This is a genomic window from Streptococcus vulneris (assembly GCF_019218685.1).
Taxonomy (GTDB): domain Bacteria; phylum Bacillota; class Bacilli; order Lactobacillales; family Streptococcaceae; genus Streptococcus; species Streptococcus vulneris.
Window position 1 is genome coordinate 1 of record NZ_JAHUZC010000007.1, and the last position, 19,185, is coordinate 19,185.

At 39.3% G+C, this 19,185-nt stretch carries 18 protein-coding genes and 2 pseudogenes; 3 read left to right on the plus strand and 17 right to left on the minus strand.

All coding sequences use genetic code 11. The annotated features are described in order from the left end of the window. The coding region (locus KUA57_RS05670) for a G5 domain-containing protein (RefSeq protein ID WP_218493831.1) at positions 1–1,197 on the plus strand (1,197 nt) is incomplete at its 5' end. A 309-nt stretch (positions 1,198–1,506) separates the two neighbouring features. Here KUA57_RS05670 and KUA57_RS05675 read toward each other — a convergent pair. The 8 genes and pseudogenes from KUA57_RS05675 to KUA57_RS05710 all read right to left on the minus strand — a co-directional run bounded on the left by KUA57_RS05675 (position 1,507) and on the right by KUA57_RS05710 (position 8,569). Next, a complete protein-coding gene (locus KUA57_RS05675) occupies positions 1,507–1,800 on the minus strand; it encodes a DUF5960 family protein (protein WP_061590062.1) in 294 nt (97 codons plus the stop codon). After that, positions 1,793–2,155 (minus strand): hypothetical protein, encoded by a 363-nt coding sequence (locus tag KUA57_RS05680; RefSeq protein ID WP_218493832.1) that lies wholly within the window; start codon positions 2,153–2,155, stop codon positions 1,793–1,795. The genes KUA57_RS05675 and KUA57_RS05680 overlap by 8 nt, the downstream gene beginning before the upstream one ends. Then, the gene (locus KUA57_RS05685; RefSeq protein ID WP_218493833.1) at positions 2,152–3,567 is read right to left on the minus strand and encodes a Y-family DNA polymerase; all 1,416 of its coding nucleotides are present in this window, start codon (positions 3,565–3,567) and stop codon (positions 2,152–2,154) included. Before KUA57_RS05685 ends, KUA57_RS05680 begins: the two co-directional genes overlap by 4 nt. A 3-nt stretch (positions 3,568–3,570) precedes the next feature. Beyond that, positions 3,571–4,257, minus strand: a complete 687-nt coding sequence (locus KUA57_RS05690) for a LexA family transcriptional regulator (protein WP_218493834.1) — start codon at positions 4,255–4,257, stop codon at positions 3,571–3,573. Between the two features lie 368 nt (positions 4,258–4,625). Continuing rightward, on the minus strand, positions 4,626–6,098 hold the full coding sequence (locus tag KUA57_RS05695; RefSeq protein ID WP_218493835.1) for a peptide MFS transporter: 1,473 nt from the start codon (positions 6,096–6,098) through the stop codon (positions 4,626–4,628). Positions 6,099–6,474: 376 nt separating this feature from the next. Further along, a pseudogene (locus KUA57_RS05700) lies at positions 6,475–6,672 on the minus strand (TIM-barrel domain-containing protein); the annotation flags it as partial. 191 nt (positions 6,673–6,863) lie between these two features. Beyond that, positions 6,864–8,201 (minus strand): hypothetical protein, encoded by a 1,338-nt coding sequence (locus KUA57_RS05705; protein ID WP_218493836.1) that lies wholly within the window; start codon positions 8,199–8,201, stop codon positions 6,864–6,866. Next, entirely contained in the window at positions 8,189–8,569 is a 381-nt protein-coding gene (locus tag KUA57_RS05710) for a helix-turn-helix domain-containing protein (protein WP_004269888.1), read from the minus strand. Before KUA57_RS05710 ends, KUA57_RS05705 begins: the two co-directional genes overlap by 13 nt. Before the next feature lie 835 nt (positions 8,570–9,404). On the opposite strand from KUA57_RS05710, the gene KUA57_RS05715 reads away from it, so the two are divergent. Both KUA57_RS05715 and KUA57_RS09755 read left to right on the plus strand, forming a co-directional pair. After that, positions 9,405–9,701, plus strand: coding sequence for a hypothetical protein (locus KUA57_RS05715; RefSeq protein ID WP_004269886.1), 297 nt, complete (start codon positions 9,405–9,407; stop codon positions 9,699–9,701). A 48-nt stretch (positions 9,702–9,749) separates the two neighbouring features. Continuing rightward, positions 9,750–9,863, plus strand: a pseudogene (locus KUA57_RS09755) (site-specific integrase); the annotation flags it as partial. Between the two features lie 259 nt (positions 9,864–10,122). On the opposite strand, the gene rpsI reads toward KUA57_RS09755, so the two are convergent. The 9 genes from rpsI to KUA57_RS05760 form a co-directional block, all read right to left on the minus strand. Then, entirely contained in the window at positions 10,123–10,515 is a 393-nt protein-coding gene (gene rpsI, locus KUA57_RS05720; protein WP_000075964.1) for a 30S ribosomal protein S9, read from the minus strand. A gap of 18 nt (positions 10,516–10,533) precedes the next feature. Beyond that, the gene (gene rplM / locus KUA57_RS05725; protein ID WP_001044624.1) at positions 10,534–10,980 is read right to left on the minus strand and encodes a 50S ribosomal protein L13; all 447 of its coding nucleotides are present in this window, start codon (positions 10,978–10,980) and stop codon (positions 10,534–10,536) included. Positions 10,981–11,195: 215 nt separating this feature from the next. After that, entirely contained in the window at positions 11,196–12,395 is a 1,200-nt protein-coding gene (locus tag KUA57_RS05730) for an ABC transporter permease (RefSeq protein WP_061864523.1), read from the minus strand. After that, positions 12,392–13,285, minus strand: coding sequence for an ABC transporter ATP-binding protein (locus tag KUA57_RS05735; protein WP_061864522.1), 894 nt, complete (start codon positions 13,283–13,285; stop codon positions 12,392–12,394). The genes KUA57_RS05730 and KUA57_RS05735 overlap by 4 nt, the downstream gene beginning before the upstream one ends. 235 nt (positions 13,286–13,520) lie before the next feature. Next, positions 13,521–15,926: a phenylalanine--tRNA ligase subunit beta gene (gene pheT, locus KUA57_RS05740; RefSeq protein ID WP_061864521.1), complete on the minus strand. Its 2,406-nt coding sequence runs from the start codon at positions 15,924–15,926 to the stop codon at positions 13,521–13,523. A gap of 76 nt (positions 15,927–16,002) precedes the next feature. After that, positions 16,003–16,512 carry a GNAT family N-acetyltransferase gene (locus KUA57_RS05745; protein WP_218493837.1) on the minus strand — a complete coding sequence of 170 codons (510 nt, stop codon included), beginning with the start codon at positions 16,510–16,512 and terminating at the stop codon, positions 16,003–16,005. After that, positions 16,512–17,558, minus strand: coding sequence for a phenylalanine--tRNA ligase subunit alpha (gene pheS / locus KUA57_RS05750; protein ID WP_153192586.1), 1,047 nt, complete (start codon positions 17,556–17,558; stop codon positions 16,512–16,514). The genes KUA57_RS05745 and pheS overlap by 1 nt, the downstream gene beginning before the upstream one ends. 272 nt (positions 17,559–17,830) lie before the next feature. After that, on the minus strand, positions 17,831–18,481 hold the full coding sequence (locus tag KUA57_RS05755) for a phosphatase PAP2 family protein (RefSeq protein ID WP_250646324.1): 651 nt from the start codon (positions 18,479–18,481) through the stop codon (positions 17,831–17,833). Next, positions 18,471–19,034 carry an ECF transporter S component gene (locus KUA57_RS05760; RefSeq protein WP_000185834.1) on the minus strand — a complete coding sequence of 188 codons (564 nt, stop codon included), beginning with the start codon at positions 19,032–19,034 and terminating at the stop codon, positions 18,471–18,473. Before KUA57_RS05760 ends, KUA57_RS05755 begins: the two co-directional genes overlap by 11 nt. Positions 19,035–19,185: the final 151 nt, after the last annotated feature.

Sequence of the window (19,185 nt, forward strand, 5' to 3'; positions counted from 1 at the left end):
GCTCTCAATAACGCTCTTGAACAAATCAAACAATTGCAACCTAGTCAACCAGAACAACCGGTTGAACCGAAACAACCGGAACAGCCTGGAATCAATTATGATAAGGCTATGGCTAGCCTGACTGAAGCTATCGAGAAAAAAGTAGCTGAACTTGGTGCTAACAACGTTGCTAAGAAAAAATTAGTTGAAATTACTGACAAAGCAATCGCAGCTATTCAAGAGGCTAAGACTCAAGAAGACGTCAACAAAGCTCTCAATAACGCTCTTGAACAAATCAAACAATTGCAACCTAGTCAACCAGAACAACCGGTTGAACCGAAACAACCTGAAAAACCAATTACTTCTTCAAATCCTGAAGAAGGAGTTAAAGAGCTTACCTTCCAACTCCCAAGTTTGGATATTGTTAAGAAGGCAGTACCATTCAAGACTATCCGTCGCGAAAATCCACAATTAGACAAAGGGAAAGAACAAGTTCTATCAGAAGGGAAAGATGGTGCTATAATCGAGTATATCGAAGTAGATGGCAGCAATCGTAAGGTAGTTCAAACCGAATCAACTCCAGCTCTAGACCGAGTGATTGAAGTTGGGACTAAACAAAGTTCTGTAGGAACAGATACTCCACCAGTTGTGACTCTTCCTGAGTACCTTCTACCAAAAGAACCTGAAAAACCAATTACTTCTTCAAGTCCTGAAGAGGGAGTTAAGGACCTTGTCTTTAAGCTTCCAAGTTTGGATATTGTCAAGAAGGCAGTACCATTCAAGACTATCCGTCACGAAAATCCAAACTTAGATAAAGGAAAAGAGAAAGTTCTAGCAGAAGGGAAAGACGGCCTGCTAATTGAGTATGTCGAAGTAGATGGTAGCAATCGCAAGGTAGTCCAAACCAAATCAACTCCAGCTTTAGACCGAGTAATCGAGGTTGGAACTAAACAAAGTTCTGTAGGAACAGAGGCGCCACCAGTTGTGACTCTCCCTGAGTATGTTCTACCTAGAGAAACTGAAAAACCAGCTCCTGCAGTTGTAACAGAAGATTTACCAAGAAAAGATGAAAAAGCACCTGTTGCTACTACAGCTAAACAAGATAAGGCAAAACAACTCCCAGAAACTGGAGAGCAAGAAGCAAATGCCTTCTTATTCTTGGCTGCTATTACTTCAGTATTGTCTCTACTCATCTTCCAAAAGAATTTCAAAGACTAATTAAAATCTTTACTTAATTCTTTTCAATGATTCTAGTTCCCCCAAAGAGAAGACCAGCCGGTCTTCTCTTTTTCTATATATAAATCAAAAAATATCCATAAATTTCTATGGATATCTTAGTATCTATAAAACAGAATGATTATTTGGGATAAGTATTTTCGAATTCAACTACGATATCAAGTACACAATCATCCAAAAAGATGGAGCTCTTATCTGATTTAATCAGAAATACCATAATAATCTGCTGCAAGCTCTCCGCAGATAACTACAATGGTGTACACCAGAGAACGAGCTCATCTCCTACCAAATCTACTGGTCACTATTTTTAACCCCAACATATACATAGGTCCTATTTCTGGGACACTCTTTTTCCGTTACCACCCTAAAGTAAAAGCTATGCTCCCGCCCATCCTTGGCATTTTCCTTGTTTAAGACAAAGTAGTTTTTCTGATTCATCGCCATGGTTCGTAGGATGTCATCAATCAAGAAAGTCAAGGGTACGTTCATGGCAGAGTATTTTTGAAAATCCTCTTCAAAACGAATATAGTTATCTGAAAAATAATCCATCTGCAGTTTGTTTTCATACAGCTCTTTTCTAGTCATAAACTCCCTCCTCCCACAGCCGAATTTCTAGGATATCTGCAACCTCTATCAACCTATATCCCTCGTTTGTCCTAATAGATAGAGTCTGATGTGATAACTCTCTCACCTCACCGATGATAGTGGTTTTCTGCTTCTTTTCCTTTAGCACAAAATTTCCCCTAAGTTGGCCAACATAAAGCTGAGAAAGCAAGTGAAACTTCTCATCTGGAGTCAAATCCGTCGAAAAATCAACACGACTTTTTTCTTCACTGAGCGAACTGGTGTGTTCTGAAAGGTAAAATCCCATCCACTTCTGCATACCTGGATCTTGATAATCTCGCGCAGATTGAAAAGGTAAATAAGAACGATCAATCATTTTAATCCATCTAATCCTCCAGCAGAATGTCCCCCAATCAGCTTGCTTCTAGCAAGACTCCTAGAGGCTTCTTCCAGTGCATTTGCTCTTAAAAGGGAAGTGAAACCAAATTGTTCCCGAATGGAGTCAATGGCCGTCTGGAGCCTTTCTTCTTTTTCTAACTTGTCAACATCATCAAAGAGAGATATCAAACCAAAGGACTCATCCACAAATCCTGAATAGTTGATTCCAACACTTCTGACTGCTCCTGAAGTGTATTTGTTATGAAATAACTTCAAAACATAATCCGTTAAGACAGCTGTATTATTGGTCGGTTCGACCTTCATTTGTGTGTGAATAGACGACCTGACCTCCTGTTTAGAGAAACCGACATAGATAGAGACAAGGGTTGTTTTCTTGCCAGACCTTCTCAATCTAATAGCCACCTGCTCCGCCATTTCCCGGAGAATAATTTCAATATCACGTAGCTTCACGTAGTCTCTCGGCAAGATTTGAGAATTCCCCAAGCCCTTGGATTTGGCTTTATAGGGCTTATGAACATTGCTCTCATCAATCCCGTTAGCATGAAACCACAAACGCAGACCAGCCTGACCCAGAGCTTTCTTTAACTGGTCTGGATTGCTGGTTGCCAATTCCTTGATGGAATAAATCCCCAGAGCATGCAAGCGTTTCTCCATCCGTCTGCCAATTCCCCAAAAATCCGTCATCTTAGGGATTGCCCAGACCTTCTCTTCCACATCCTGGTAAGACCAGTTAGCCCTCATGGTCGGAGTGTGCTTGGCCTCATTATCCAGAGCCAACTTAGCCAGTAAGGGATTGGAATTGGACATGCCCACTGTAGAGTAGATCCCTGTCTGCCTCCAAATATCCCTCTGAATACGGGCAGAAAGCAGATCCAGCTTGTCTTTGCGAGAGAGACTCTTATCTGGGATGAAATAGTTGAGCGAACTAGTCAGATCAATAAAGCCCTCATCGATAGAGTAGGGATAAATATCATCTGGACTGCCATAGTTTTGAAAGATTCGCTGGATTTCCATATTGACTGCGATGTACTCGTCCATTCGAGGAGGGACAATCAAGGTAACTTGAGCCCAATCTTCGATGTAGCGAACATAGTCCGAGTCAGTCGGTAGCCCTTGCTTTCGAGCATTGTAATAGGAAAATTTTCGCGTTTTGATATCAAAAGGCAAATCATAGGCTCGACCAACATTTGACTTGCCAAAAATCTTCTTAAACAGGGGAGAGGAGGCTAGGATAAGACCAGTTGAATTATCCGCGCGACTCATGACACAAAGCGAGGTTTTCAGCGGATGTAAGCCCCGTTTCACGCACTCAACACTGGCATAAAAGGATTTCATATCGACAAAGGCAATGTCACTTTTGGGCTCTCTGGAATAATCAAAGTAGCCCATAGTCTAGCCCTCCATCGGCACAAAGTTCCCAACGATAATCCCCACAATCCGAGGATCTTCCTCATAGGAGATGAAAATATCTTTGTATTTAGGATTGATAGAGACCAGACGCAGACCATCTTCCTCCCTATAGACCCGTTTGATATAGGTCTGGTTGTTGCAAACCACTGCATAAACAGCCCCATCATAGTCAAATCCAGTCTCTCGAATCAGTGCTACTGAACCATTTTGATATTTAGGTTCCATGGAGTCCCCAGATACCCAGGATGCAAAATCATGGGCCAACTCCTCATTAAAGTAAACCGTATCAAAATTCTGATCATCGTAGACTGAAGCTCCAATACCTGCTGACATGCGTTCGTAGACACGGTACTCGTAGAGACGCTCTGGCATGGTTGTCACTTTCTGAGCCTGTTCCTCTTGAGCCAGATTGCGAGCATAGATAACAATCTTCTCCTTCCCTTGCTTGGAGAGGCTATGGTAGAGACGGACAATCTCGATCTGGGTGAAATAGCCTTTTGCGACTTTCAAAATCTTCTCTAACTTAGCAACTTTCTCCTTGGATGGTTCCTTGATTCCACGTTCCCAAGCCGAGTAAGCCTGGAAGCTAATCCCAAGTTGCTCTGCAATTTCCTTCTGTGTTAATTTTAACTCTTTCCTACGAGCCTTGAGTTTTTCTGGCTGATACATACTTCACCTCCTAGTATAGAACATTATCTTAAATGATTTTCCTTAGAAAAACTAATCTTTAGCTAAGTCACTTTTAAAACTCAACCTATTTGGTTTATTTTTATTATATAAAAAAAGTAGACAAATGTCCACTAGGAATATCAGAAACATCGTGAGTTTTATACTCAATGAAAATCAAAGAGCAAACTAGGAAACTAGCTGCAGGCTGTACTTGAGTACGGCAAGGCGACGTTGACGCGGTTTGAATTTGATTTTCGAAGAGTATTAATCAAACTAAAAGGACCTAGCCCTACACAATACAGAACTAAATCCCATGAATAAATAATTGTCCTAACTTTTAGAATCCCTACAGAAATTTCAATGTTTCTCTATTTGATACCAGACATTAGTTTTTCAATACGTGGAACGTAGAAGAGTAAGATAATACTGAATACAATCGTAATTCCTCCAACAATTCCATAGTAAGCAACTTCAGTTTCGCTTGTATAAAATTTTACAATTTGAGCATTGATAGCTTGGGCAGCTGCATTACTCAAGAACCAGATAGACATCATTTGTGCTTGGAAGGATTTTGGTGCTAACTTTGTAGTGACTGATAGACCAATCGGCGAAATCAACATTTCCCCTACAATCACAATAGCCCAACTCATAATCAACCAGAGAGGACTGACCTTAACATCTGTCCCAAAGAGCATCCCTGGTAACATCATCCACAAGAAGGATAAACCTGCCGCAAATAAACCGTAAGCAAATTTCTTAGAAGAGGACGGTTGCTTTTTACCCATTTTCCCCCACAACCATGCAAAAATCGGTACATAAATCATAATGAAAAGTGGATTGATACTTTGGAAAAAGCTAGATGGGAAATGAATCTGATTACCAAATACATTAAAGTAAAGTCGAGTTTGATCATCCGCAAATAGAGCGAGAACAACAGAACCCTGTTCCTCAATAGACCAGAAGAGTACTCCAGCGATAAATAGAGGAATGTAGGCAAATACTCGGGATCTCTCAGTGGTAGTTATTTTCTGACTAGATAAAATCTTGAAGAAATAGTAGATTGGAATAATTACAGCAATCACTGTAAAGATATTAACAATCATATCCACATTAAACTGGTGAGTAAAGACTAAACCTATAACCACGAGAATAACTACGACAAGTGCAATCAGCAAACGTTTAATCAAGATCTGCTGCTCCTTCTGTGAAAGTGGATCAGTGGGGTAAAGGCTTGATTCAGGCAGGTATTTCTTCCCATCCAAAACATACTTCACCAGACCAAAGAACATCCCAATGGCAGCTAATGAGAAACCTAGGTGGAAATTGACTTCCTGACCTAGATAACCTACTAGATAAGGGGCAACGAAGGCACCTAAGTTAATACCAAAGACAAAGATACTAAAACCTGCATCCCGTCTATCATCCTCTTTCTCATAAATTCCCCCAACCATATCTGAGATATTGGGTTTTAAAAATCCAGTTCCAAAGATAATCAAGGCAATAGAAAGATAGAGAGCCATTTGTCCAAAAGGTGTTGCCAAAGCAATATGCCCTAGCATAATCAGAATCCCACCGTAAAAGACAGTCTTACGGCTTCCTAAAATACGGTCACTGACAAAACCACCGACAACCGAGGACAAAAATACCAGCGAGCCATAAATCGCCATAACCGATGCAGCTGTGGTCTTCTCCATCCCCAATCCACCATCTTGCACACTATAGTACATATAGTAAAGCAGGATTGCTCGCATCCCATAGTAAGAAAAGCGTTCCCACATCTCCGTAAAGAAGAGGGTGGACAAGCCCATAGGATGTCCAAAAAATGTTTTCTGTTTTTCCATATATATTCTCCTTGAACGATATAATAATTCATTTTACAGAATTTTCAAATAAATGTCAAACAAATCCTGTTTGTTTTAGAAAATTTTCTGAAAAAATCTAACGTCTCATACTTAATTCCACCATAAAAATCCGTTTTAGACTAACTTCCACTTCGGTCAGGCAAGTGGAAGTTACGTTGAAAAATCTCCTTTAAAAATTTGCTCTTGTTTAGTTTAAAAATGTTTCAAACCTTGAAACCTACTTATCCTTTCCTCTTCAGTAAACAAAAAAACATCCCTATGCCAAACTTGTAATTACTAAAATACAAGCCAATAAGCATAGAGATGTAAAACTGTTACACATTAAATAATAGAAATTGTGTACGAAATTTCTCAATTAGTTTTCGCTAGTAAATATCATTTCCAACAAACGCCCTCTCAATTCCTTATCCTGATGATGCAAGATATTCATTAACTCATGAGAATTTTTCGCATTGATGAATTGATTTAACAATCTATCTTTTAATTCATATGGAAGAGAAGCCGTCTTTAGTAGTCTGAAAACTTCATCATTCAGAGATGGTATTTTATTATCATAAATTATTTTCTATTAATAATTTCTTTAACTATCTGTTTATCAGATTGTTAATCTTCTAAAAATGATGAGTAATAAAATCTAATATTCTTATCGTATTCATATTTATTATACAACTTATCCCTTAATGACTGATACGAACTTTATTTATATCTAAATGAAAAGCTATCTATTACCCATTAATTTTACTCTTAATTATTGTCACTTCCAATTTGGAAGAATGTAGAAAAAAATATAACTATAAAGCTAATTAAGATTGGAACACTTAAAAGTAAAATATGTAACGGTATTTTAAAAAGGATAACAACATTATCAATTAACCCCAAAGGGCTAAGTGAGCCGTTTACAAAGATCGAATATAAAATATAATGAATAAGTACAGTTGTAGCAAGAGAGAAGTATATACGTTTATTAATGTAGTGTCTACGTTTAATCTTTAGTTTTACTTCACCAGAATCTGAATATTCTAAACGTCTTACTTCATTTTGTGACTCCGATTCAGCCTGTTCCGGAGTGACCATATTTGGTTGTTCCGTAACAATCAGTTTATTTTGCCTATCTATTTGAGTCATATATATAAGCATAAACAGATATACTATATAAAGTGTTATAATGTACATTGCAAAAATTAATATAGTCGGAAATTCATCCTTATAAAACACCATCAAATAACTCATTATAAAAATAATTATTATAAAAATTACAGGTATTAACATACCCAGGAACCATTCTTTTACACTCTTCCACTTAATCATATTTATCCCTGGTAAGTTTTTAAAGAAATCGTCATTTCTATTAAAAGTATCTCCAATAGCACGATTAAAATCTTTCTCGAATTTTGATTTACTATCCTCCAGTTCTGGGAAGATTAAATTATTTCTATCTTTGAATTTATCTCTTGCATCTGTGTTTGTATATACACTATAATCTTTTTCAAAATCCCATATTTTTTCTGCTCTCTTTAATACATATATCTTTTGGGTATCAATATACATGTTATCAATTGTCGCTATTTTATAAGAAATATAAGATAACAGCACTATAATAGCTATAAAAAGTAAAAGATATAAAACAATTAACGCAAAGTCCCTATATTTATTAAATGTGTCAGCAACATTATTAAAAACTGTTGGAACATCCTTGATATTACTTAGATCGGGTAGTAAAACTTTTAAGAATTTAGTTGAACCTAAATATCCAAAGACAGCTAATATAATGCTATAAATACCAATCTTTTTAGGTTCATTATTATATAAGAAATCTAAATAGTCCTTAAGTTGTTCTTTTGAAATGCCTTGAACTTCAAATTTTTCTTTTAAACCAAAAACTACTTTATCAACCTCAAACATAGAGGTTGTTTTTTTATTGATAACTATCCCATTCCGTTCTCGCTTATACCAATTACTATACTCTCTATCAATTATTTGGAAAACTATAGAGCCTGCATACTTTCTTTTTGCTTTCTCCTTGAATTTAAAATATGCAAAAAGTAAAATCAATGAAAATAAAACTGAAATCATTTGAAACATATATACTCACTCCTATTTATTTCCGATTTTTCTCTATATTCAAATGCCTTCTTCCGTTCTTCCATAAATTCAATCAACTCTTTTTGAAAGACTTTCTTCTCTTCATCAGTTAAACCTTTTGAGTTCATACGAAAAAGTAACTCAATATTATCTAGTTCATCTGATTTTTCTTCTGAATTTCCAACTAGGTAATCAACGGACACATTTAAAACTTGTGCAATCTTAACAAGATTTTCTTGTGTTGGTTTTTTTACTCCACGTTCCCATGAAGCATATGCCTGTTGGGAAATATTTAGTTTTTCAGCTATATGACCTTGTGTTAGTTTTACTTGTTTCCTTAGTGTCTTCAAGCGTTCTGCAAATTCCATATGTAACCTCAAAAAATTATTTTAAAATTTTGCAGAAAATCGTTGGTATTTACAACTAATGGTTGTATAGCAGTTGAAAATAATAATCTTATCTTCAAGGCTAAACCACGATCATTGACAATTAAATAAAAAGTGCGTCTGACAACCAGAGGACTGATTGCCAAAACTACACTAAACTTCGTGCCTTTATTGTAAATGTTTTGGAAAGAAAAGTCAAGTCTGCTTGATGGTTGAAGTGAAGATTAAAAACATTTTTGTGGACTTCCACGCATTTCGGACTTTCGCACTTTTCCGAATAGTAAAGTGAACTGGCTTCGCCAAAGGGAGTAAGAGAATCTTAATGGTATGACAACGACTACCTGATGAGATTGGCTGGGCAAGCGATGGTAATTGATACAATGCACCTTGCTAAACGTTGCCACCATGAAGGAAGAATCCTTCAACCAAATAACTTTTTTCTACTGCTGTCTATCTAATTTACTAGATAGATTTACTCTAGCTACTAAGTCCATTTTCTTAGTAGCTTTTTACTTTTACAATAAAGGAGAACACTATGTCTAGCTTTTTTCGCACAACAATGTGAACGACTCTACAATAATTACATATTCACCTATGATATGTTTTCTACATCCGAACAACTCCAGGGACAACTCTATCATCAAGCCCAAAAGGCTTTAGATAAACTTGCCAACCAATCACTGCTTACTGGCTTTGCTCAAGGTGAAGTACAATTTTATACCAGAATGTTTAAACGAAAACTTTTTACTCATTACTACTCAAGAGTGAAGCAACTAGCTTAACTCTTTTTATTTTACACTCAGAAAGGAAACAACATATGATACCAGAAACTTTAAAAATGAAACCAGAATTTATTGGCCTAGCTTACTATGAAAAATTAGGAAATGCACCACGTTATGTCTTTGGTAAGGAAGGAAAGTACCAAAGACATATTTTAAATAGTGAAACTCATGGTGCCTTCCACGTTATTACACCGGCTTCTACAACAGTCTTTCCAGAAGATGCTCTTGTTGAAGCAGTTAACCCTATTTTCTTATCGGATACTTCACTGAATGGAAATTCTGCCGCACCTGCACTCAACGTTTTTGCTGAGAAGCTAGTACTCAAAAAATAACAAAATAAAGGAGAAAATAAAATAGCTAAAACTGGATTAAACTATGGAATCTATAAAGCATCGACACATAGCGATACAAGTACAACTCAGATTTATGTCAATACTTCGAATGTAGTTCCTATAGCAGTTGGTGAATTTGCTTTAAAGTCTCTAAAACAATAAGGTAAAAATAAGGTGAACTTTGAGGTAAACTTTTTAAAAAAACACGAAAAAAGCACCCATGAGGTAAACTCTTGAGTGCTTTGAAACGTTGATATAATCGTATTGATTAACGTTTTGAGGCAACTGACTTCGTCATGTTGCAGCCACATTTGTAAGCGACTAAAGTCGCAACAACTGTGTCAATTGCACCAATTTAGTAAGAAAGTACAAAAAGAACACCTCGAAAGGTGCTCTTTGTAAGTATAGTAATTCTTTCGAATTAACGTTTACTAAATTGTGAAGCTTTACGAGCTTTCTTAAGACCTGGTTTCTTACGTTCAACTTTACGTGAGTCACGTGTAAGAAGTCCTGCACGTTTCAATGAATCGCGGAAGTCTGGGTCTACTTGAAGAAGGGCACGAGCGATACCGTGACGGATAGCTCCTGATTGACCAGCGTATCCACCACCTACAACGTTAACGAAAACGTCGTATGAACCTGCAGTTGAAGTAACTGCGAATGGTTGGTTGATTACAAGACGAAGGTCAGCGTGTGGGATGTACTCTTCAACATCTTTTTTGTTAACAGTGATTTTACCAGTTCCTGGAACAAGGCGAACGCGTGCAACAGCGTTTTTACGACGTCCAGTACCTGCATATTGTGCTTGTGACATACTTTATTGTTCCTTTCCTTAGATAAGTCCTGAAATATCAAGAACTTCTGGTTGTTGTGCAGCGTGAGTGTGCTCAGCTCCAACAAATACTTTCAACTTCATACCTTGAGCGCGTCCAAGAGTATTGTGTGGAAGCATACCTTTAACTGATTTCTCGATCAAACGTACTGCATTTTTAGAACGAAGTTCACCTGCAGAGATTTGTTTCAATCCACCTGGGTGGTTTGAGTGAGTGTAGTAAATTTTATCAGTTGCTTTTTTACCAGTCAATTTAACTTTTTCAGCATTGATAACAATCACAAAGTCACCTGTATCAGTGTGTGGTGTAAATGTTGGTTTGTTTTTTCCGCGAAGTACGCTAGCAACTACTGCAGAAAGACGTCCAAGTGGTACATCAGTTGCGTCAACTACGTACCATTTACGTTCAACTTGGCCTGGTTTAGCCATAAATGTTGTTTTGTTCATGATTTCTCCTATATATAGTTCGATTTTTGTTTACGGTGATGGGTGTTCCTTCCCATCGAAAAGTATTTGGAAGGTTCCGGGGCCTTTCAAATGGGGTAAACAATACCGCCTACTATAATACCAAATTTCACCCCTAAAAGTCAATAGATATGAAAAATATTTTTCTGAATTCCACTCTTTTTATCTCTAAAAAACCTCGCTTTCGCGAGGCTCTTCTATTTATAAGATAAGGCACGTTTAAAGGTTTTCCAAGGACCTAAATCATCTGTTTGCAGAACGAGGCTAGCATACATACGTCCGATAAAGACTGTTGCCGTTACTGCAAAAGCAATCGTAATCGCAAGCGAAATCCAAGCTTCTAACCCATTTGCATAGCCATTAATAGCTCTAAACGGCATGAAGAAAGTCGAAATAAAGGGAATATATGAACCAATCTTCAAGATGAGATTGTCACCAGCTGCACCTAGAGCTGTCACTCCAAAAAAACCACCTATAATCAAAATCATCAAAGGCGACAAGGCTTTTCCTGAATCCTCAGGACGAGAAACCATAGAACCTAGGAAGGCTGCTAAAACAACGTACATAAAGAGGCTAATCAAGACAAACAATAAGGTGTTGAGCGAGAAAGCCTCTCCTATATGGTTTAAAATACCAGATTGTGCCAAGATTGGTAGGTCTTTAAAGAGAAGAATGGCAGCAAGTCCACCCACGACGTAAATGCCAATATGAGTCAAAATCACAAGAAGCAGAGCCAGCATGCGAGCGTAGAAATAATGACTAGCTCGGATACTAGAGAAGACCACCTCCATAATTTTGGTTCCTTTCTCGCTAGCCACTTCCTGAGCAGTGACACTAGCATAGGTAATCAAAATCATATAAAGGAAGAAACCAAGCCCTGCGGCCGCAATGGTTTGAACAATTTTTTTGTTTTCCTTAGATTCATCAATCTTCTCAGTAAAATCAACGGTTTGACTCAGGCGTTTTTCCTGTTCTTGAGACAAATTAGCCGCCGAGCGATTGAGTTGGTATTGCAGTTCGTTGAGCTTATTGGTTACTGCTAGCTTGATGCCTGTTTCAAGAGAAGTTTCACCATGATAGACGGCCTTGAGGACGCTGTCCTCTTGGTCAATGGTTAGGTAACCCTTGATTTTCTCATCCTTGATAGCAGCCTGGGCACTGGCTTCATCCTGATAATCAAAGTTGGTACCATTGGTACCCTTGAGCCCTTCTTCCACAGATGGCACAGTTGTTACTACTGCTATCTTACTATTTTTGGCCATAGAAGACCCTTGGAGATAGCCAATTCCTACAGATAAGGCTAAAAAGAGGAACGGCGAAATCACCATAAAGAAGAAACTCCACGATTTGACATGTCGAAGATAGGTTTCCTTGATTACAACCCACATATTTCTCATACTTCCACCCCTGATTCTAGTTTAAAGATTTCATCAATTGTTGGCGCTTGTTGATCAAAGGTTGCGATATATTGCCCCTGAGTCAAGATTGGGAAAAGTTCCCTTCCAGCGCTCTCATCCTCCAAGATTAATTTCCAACTGCCTTGTTTGGTCAAACTCACCTGTTTAACACGAGGAAGATTCTCCAATTCTTCCTTGCTTCGTTCACTTGAAACAAAGAGACGCGTTTTCCCGTATTGATTGCGAACATCCTGAACTGGTCCATGCAAGACTACACGACCATCTCGAATCATCAGAATATCGTCACAAAGCTCCTCGACGTTGGTCATGACATGGTCAGAAAAGATAATGGTTGCCCCACGTTCTTTTTCCTGAAAAATGACTTGCTTGAGCAATTCTGTATTGACTGGATCCAAACCACTAAAAGGTTCATCCAGGATAATCAGGTCTGGTTCATGAATCAGAGTAATAATGAGCTGAATCTTCTGCTGATTTCCTTTTGACAGACTCTTGATTTTATCAGTCAGCTTCCCTTTCACTTCCAACCTCTTCATCCATTGAGGAAGTTTTTCCTTGATTTCCTTAGCATCCATACCTTTTAGAGTCGCCAAGTAACGAACTTGTTCAAGTACTGTCAATTTAGGCATGAGACTGCGTTCTTCAGGCAGATAGCCAATCCGAGCATAGGTCTCCTGACGAATATCCTGACCATCCAGACTAATCTCTCCTTGATATTCTAAAAACTTCAAAATACTGTGGAAAATCGTTGTCTTCCCAGCACCATTTTTCCCGACTAGTCCCAAAATACGACCTGGTCGCGCTTGAAAGTCAATACCAAACAAAACTTGCTTGGATCCAAAACTTTTCTCTAGACTTCTTACCTCTAGCATCTTTCACCTCCGAAATGTCTTGCACTCATTATACTCCTTTTTGATAGCCTTTACAATGATTTCTGTCCATTTTCATCATCCTCATTTTAGTAAAAAATCTTAGGGTACTTTGAGTTATGAGTACATTATACACTGGTAAACTCCAATTTATCTTCTCTGTTCCTCAACTGTCTATTTTTGATCCTGAATTGTTATTTGAAAAGCAAAAATCCACCCCGAAGGATGGATTGATACTTTAACGCACTTCTGCGTTCACTTTTTCTTCGAGAGACGCTTGGATTTTTTCCATATAGCGTGCGACTTCTTCGTCCGTTAAGCTGTCTTCTGGATTTTGGAAGGTCAAGCTATAAGCCATTGACTTCATACCAAGTCCTAATTTTTCGCCTGAGAAAACGTCAAAGAGTTTGATATCTGTCAAACGTTTCACGCCTGCAGCTTGGATAGCATCTACAACTTCTTGGTGAGTCACTTCTGCTTTAAGAAGGAGGGCAACGTCACGGCTGACTGCTGGGAATTTCGTGATTTCCACAAATGGAGTAGCAGGTTGAAGGGCAGCCTCGATGGCTGAAAGATTAAGCTCCGCTACATACGTTTCTGGAATATCGTAAGCCTTAGCAGTAACTGGATGCACTTGGCCAAGGAAACCAAGAACTTGGTCACCAAGTGAAATCACAGCTGTACGACCTGGGTGAAGACTAGCAATCTCAGCTGTTGCTGTAAAGGTCACTTCTAATCCCAAGCGAGTAAATAACGCTTCTAGGATTCCCTTAGCATAGAAGAAATCAACTGGAACTGCTACTGTTTGGAAATCTTTTTCAGCAACCAAGCCTGTCAAGGCAAAGGCAAAGCTGTTGATTTCATTTGGAAGTTCTTCTTTTGGATTACCTGTTTGTTCAAAGACTTTTCCAATCTCGTAAAGTGCCAAATTTTTGTTCTTACGAGCCACATTATAAGCAACTGTATCTAGGATACCTGAGATCATATTTTGACGGAGGACAGAACGATCCACTGTCATCGGCCACATAAGTTCCGTAAGGTTACTTGGTTGAGCTGTGAACTCAACTGCTTTTTCAGGAGTTGTTAGAGCGTAGGTAATGATTTCTGTCAAACCTGCCCCTTCAGCAATCGTACGAACTTGACGACGAAGTTTTTGTGTCGCAGTCAATTCACCAGCTGTTCCATCGTCTTTTGGAAGACTAGTTGGCAAGCGGTCATATCCATAGATACGAGCGATTTCTTCAAAGAGGTCTGCTTCAATGGTGATATCCCAACGACGACGTGGTACGCTGACTGTAAAGCTATCTGCATTTCCAGAAAGGCCAAAGCCGAGACGACGGAAGACATCTTCAACATCAGCGTAAGAAAGCTCAGTTCCAAGGACGCGGTTAACGTCTGCAAGTGTCGAAGAAACTTCCACATCAGAAGTGTCAAGTTCACCCGCTGAAACAATACCCTTGCGCACCGTCGCACCTGCAAGCTCAGCAATCATACTAGCTGCCGCATCAAGGGCTTCGTTAACAGTTGCCACGTTGATGCCTTTTTCAAAGCGAGAAGATGACTCAGAACGAAGATTCAAGCGACCGCTAGTCTTACGAATTGATTTGCCATTGAAAACTGCTGCTTCAAGGACAACGCGACTAGATTTTTCAGAGATTTCTGTTGCTTGACCGCCCATAACACCTGCAAGAGCTACTGGCTTGTCTGCGACAGTGATAACTAGGTCATTTGTTTCCAAGTCACGTTCTTCACCATCCAAAGTCACTAATTTTTCACCAGCACGCGCTTCACGCACACGGATGTCACTCCCTTCAAAGGTATCCAAGTCAAAGGCATGCATTGGTTGACCAAAGTAGAGCAGGATGTAGTTGGTCACATCCACTACGTTATTGATTGGACGGATACCTTCGTTCATGAGGAGGTTTTGCAACCATTGTGGACTTGGTGCGATGGTCACATTGTCCAAGATACGAGCGGCATAGTAAGGCGCCTTGTCTGTGTCAATGTTGACAGAAAGAGCATCTGCTGCAGATTCATTGGTTTCTGTTAAACTGAATTCTTTAAAGTTTACTGCCTTGTCATAGATGGCTGCCACTTCGTGAGCCACTCCACGCATAGAAAGGGCATCTGCACGGTTGGGTGTGATAGAAAGTTCGATGATTTCATCATCCAAGTCTAGATATGAGAAGACTTCATCCCCAGGAAGGGCATTTTCTGGCAATATTTGAATGCCATCTGCGAATTCCTTAGGTACAACTGAGTCAGAAATTCCCAATTCACCAAGTGAACAGATCATTCCAAGTGACTCCAAGCCACGGATTTTCCCTTTTTTGATTTTGTAATTGTCAGCGATGCGAGCTCCTGGAAGTGCCACCATGACCTTGATTCCAGCACGCACATTCGGTGCACCACAAACGATTTGACGGGCTTCTTCTTCGCCAACGTTAACCTGACAAACATGGAGGTGAGTTTCTGGCACATCTTCGCAAGACAAGACCTCACCGACGACAATTTTTGAGAGACCGGCAGCTGGTGATTCGACACCTTCTACCTCGATCCCTGTGGTTGACATTTTTTCAGCCAACTCTTGTGATGGCACATCAATGTCCACCAATTCTTTTAACCATTTATAAGATACAAGCATAATTTAGTTCTCCAGAATGACAGTTGCCACTCTAGTTCTTTTCCTTTCCTATCATTTCAATAGAAGAATCATCTTCTTACCTTAATTTCTTTTTCAGTAACCAATCTGTATCTACTTTTTGACCAACCATAAAATGATGTTGGCTAAATTTTTCAAAACCATATCGATTATAAAACGCTTGAGCTTTTGTATTATGCTCCCAAACACCTAACCAAGCCCAAGAAAAACTATTTTTTGTAGCAAGTTCCAGAGCGAATTCAAATAATTGCTTACCTAGTCCAAATCCTTGAAATTTTTGTAGCACATAGAGGCGTTGAATTTCAAAAGCGTCCTCTAATTCTCTCTCAGTTTGAGCACTTCCCCAGTTGACTTTGAGAAAACCAGCTATCTCCTCTTCATGCATAATGAAATAGGTTTCGGATTCTGGATTTTCCAACTCAGTTGACAAAACTCTCAGACTATAAGCCTCTTCAAAGTATTCCTGTAACTGCTCTTCCGTATTATCATGAGCAAATGTTTCACGAAAGGTTTGTTTAGCTATTTTAGCCAACACTTCAACATCTGCCATTTCTACTTTTCTAATCATTATTTAAACTGTTCTGAGAAGCGGACATCTCCTTGGTAGAACCCACGGATATCGTTGATTCCATAACGGAGCATAGCTACACGCTCTTGTCCAAGACCAAAGGCAAATCCAGAGTAAACAGTCGCATCGATACCACTCATTTCAAGGACACGTGGGTGAACCATACCGGCCCCCATAATTTCGATCCAACCAGTTTTCTTACATACATTACAGCCTTCTCCACCACACTTGAAACAAGAAACATCCACCTCAACAGATGGCTCTGTGAATGGGAAATAAGATGGACGCAAACGAATTTGACGCTCTTCACCGAACATTTTTTGCACAATCAATTGAAGTGTTCCTTGAAGGTCTGCCATAGAGATATTTTTCCCAACAACCAAACCTTCGATTTGGTGGAATTGGTGACTGTGAGTCGCATCGTCCGTATCACGACGGAAGACACGCCCTGGCGAGATCATCTTCAAAGGACCTTTAGAGAAATCATGGGCATCCATGGCACGCGCCTGCACTGGAGACGTGTGAGTACGGAGTAAGATTTCTTCTGTGATATAGAATGTGTCCTGCATATCACGGGCTGGGTGGTCTTTGGGAAGGTTCATACGTTCAAAGTTATAGTAGTCTTGCTCCACTTCAAAACCATCCACGACTTGGTAACCCATCCCAATGAAAATATCTTCGATTTCTTCACTGGTTTGTGTCAAAACGTGACGGTGACCAGTCGCAACAGGACGCCCTGGAAGTGTCACATCAATGCTCTCGCTAGCCAATTGAGCTGCAACTTTCTTTTCTTCCAAAAGCTTAGCTGTTTCTTCAAAGGCTGCTGTTAAGACATCACGAGCTTCATTAACGTGTTTTCCGATAATCGGGCGTATTTCAGCAGAGACATCTTTCATCCCTTTGAGGATTTCAGTAAGAGACCCCTTTTTACCAAGGACAGAGACGCGCAAATCTTGCATCTCTTTTTCATTTTCAGCAGTAATCTGCTTCAAGCTAGCCAGCGTTTCTTCACGAAGCGCTTTTAATTGTTCTTTAATAGTTGACATAATTCCTCCATCAGTCTCTCGTAGATAAAAAGAAAACCACATGCCAAAAACTCCACTCGGAGCGTTGACACGCGGTACCATCCGTTTTCATCTGACAAGTCAGACCTTCATTTCTAAATCCATGCACAAGTGAATTCACCCAGCTTTCATATAGAGAGCTTACAGTCACGGCTCTCCTCCCTGATATACTTCCCTTGAGTTACTAGTCTTGCAGATTTCTATTCAATTACTACATAGTTTATCAGATTTTTACCATTCTTGCAAGACCTATCTCACTTCTGCTTGCCTTTAAATCGCCATTGGAAGCGTAGCTTGTCATAGAAGGGAAATTCGATAAACAAGACTCCCAAGCCCACACAGAGACTGGCAAGGACGTCTGATGGGTAATGAACTCCCAGATAGACCCTTGATACCAACACACTGACTAGGTAGAGGCCAAGGACGATTTGTACGATTTTTCTCCAGACCGGATCTTTAATCCGCTGACTAAGAATAACAATCAGAGAGCCGACCATCAAGGTTACAGCCAGAGAATGGCCGCTTGGGAAGGAAAATCCCTTCTCCTCAACCAAGTGTAAGATATCTGGCCGTGGGCGCTGGTAGATATTTTTAAAGGTCACGATTAAAAGACCTGCCAAAGCCAGATTTCCCAGCATGAAGAAACTTTCTATCTTCCACCGCTTACGATAAAAGACAAAAGCTGTAATGACAACCCAAGTGATAATCACTGGAATATCAATCAAGCGTGTGATGGCCCTAAAAAGAATAGTCAAGTAATCTGGCAAGTCTCCTCGAACAGCAGTCTGTATCGGTTGGTCAAAACCGACTAGCGTTTCAGGGTAAAATTTGACCATATAGCCAAGAATAACGAAAAGTAAAAGGGCAAAACTGCCCTTCATTAAAAATGTTTGTTTATCTTTCATAATGTTTTAAGGTTGGTTTCAAAAGAACATACAACAACCAGAATGAAACGGAAAAGATTACACCCTCAATCAAGTTAAAAGGTAATACCATGGTCATTAGGTAGTTGGAAAGTCCCAAAATTTTTCCAATATCAAAGTTAGCAAACTTAGCGTACAAAGGAACAGCATAAACATAGTTGAGAACCAACATAGCCACGGTTAAACCAATAGTCCCAGCTAGAGAGCCTAGTAGGAAACGAAGGGTTGTCCGTTCCTTTTTCCAAATCAAAGCAAATACGATGACAAAAACTCCCAAAGCTACGATATTCATCGGCAAACCAATGTAAGTATTCACTCCCTGGCTGTTAAGAAGCAATTTCAAGAGTGAGCGAAGCAAGAGAACTCCTAGAGCAGCAGGCAAATCCATGACCACCAAGCCCACAAGGACTGGCAAGATACTAAATTCGATCTTGAGGAAGGACGCCGCTGGTAAAAGCGGAAAGTCAAAGTACATCAGCACAAATGAGATGGCTGATAAAATCGCAATGGTCGAAAGTCGACGTGTGTTTGTCATAACAGGTTCCTCCAATTTTCTATAAAATCAGAAGAAGTTAGAAAGGCTTCCTCTATCTATTCTCACTTTTTATATCCAAAAAGTTCCCTCTTACTCTGTTAAGCAAGCGGTTACAGTTTGGCTATAAATCTATCAGAACAGACAAAGCTAT

Bases quoted from the DNA above. Each gene is read 5' to 3' on its own strand.
- KUA57_RS05675 (WP_061590062.1), bottom strand. From the start codon at position 1,800: ATGACTAGAAAAGAGCTGTATGAAAACAAACTGCAGATGGATTATTTT.
- KUA57_RS05680 (WP_218493832.1), bottom strand. From the start codon at position 2,155: ATGATTGATCGTTCTTATTTACCTTTTCAATCTGCGCGAGATTATCAA.
- KUA57_RS05685 (WP_218493833.1), bottom strand. From the start codon at position 3,567: ATGGGCTACTTTGATTATTCCAGAGAGCCCAAAAGTGACATTGCCTTT.
- KUA57_RS05690 (WP_218493834.1), bottom strand. From the start codon at position 4,257: ATGTATCAGCCAGAAAAACTCAAGGCTCGTAGGAAAGAGTTAAAATTA.
- KUA57_RS05695 (WP_218493835.1), bottom strand. From the start codon at position 6,098: ATGGAAAAACAGAAAACATTTTTTGGACATCCTATGGGCTTGTCCACC.
- KUA57_RS05705 (WP_218493836.1), bottom strand. From the start codon at position 8,201: ATGTTTCAAATGATTTCAGTTTTATTTTCATTGATTTTACTTTTTGCA.
- KUA57_RS05710 (WP_004269888.1), bottom strand. From the start codon at position 8,569: ATGGAATTTGCAGAACGCTTGAAGACACTAAGGAAACAAGTAAAACTA.
- KUA57_RS05715 (WP_004269886.1), top strand. From the start codon at position 9,405: ATGATACCAGAAACTTTAAAAATGAAACCAGAATTTATTGGCCTAGCT.
- rpsI (WP_000075964.1), bottom strand. From the start codon at position 10,515: ATGTCACAAGCACAATATGCAGGTACTGGACGTCGTAAAAACGCTGTT.
- rplM (WP_001044624.1), bottom strand. From the start codon at position 10,980: ATGAACAAAACAACATTTATGGCTAAACCAGGCCAAGTTGAACGTAAA.
- KUA57_RS05730 (WP_061864523.1), bottom strand. From the start codon at position 12,395: ATGAGAAATATGTGGGTTGTAATCAAGGAAACCTATCTTCGACATGTC.
- KUA57_RS05735 (WP_061864522.1), bottom strand. From the start codon at position 13,285: ATGCTAGAGGTAAGAAGTCTAGAGAAAAGTTTTGGATCCAAGCAAGTT.
- pheT (WP_061864521.1), bottom strand. From the start codon at position 15,926: ATGCTTGTATCTTATAAATGGTTAAAAGAATTGGTGGACATTGATGTG.
- KUA57_RS05745 (WP_218493837.1), bottom strand. From the start codon at position 16,512: ATGATTAGAAAAGTAGAAATGGCAGATGTTGAAGTGTTGGCTAAAATA.
- pheS (WP_153192586.1), bottom strand. From the start codon at position 17,558: ATGTCAACTATTAAAGAACAATTAAAAGCGCTTCGTGAAGAAACGCTG.
- KUA57_RS05755 (WP_250646324.1), bottom strand. From the start codon at position 18,481: ATGAAAGATAAACAAACATTTTTAATGAAGGGCAGTTTTGCCCTTTTA.
- KUA57_RS05760 (WP_000185834.1), bottom strand. From the start codon at position 19,034: ATGACAAACACACGTCGACTTTCGACCATTGCGATTTTATCAGCCATC.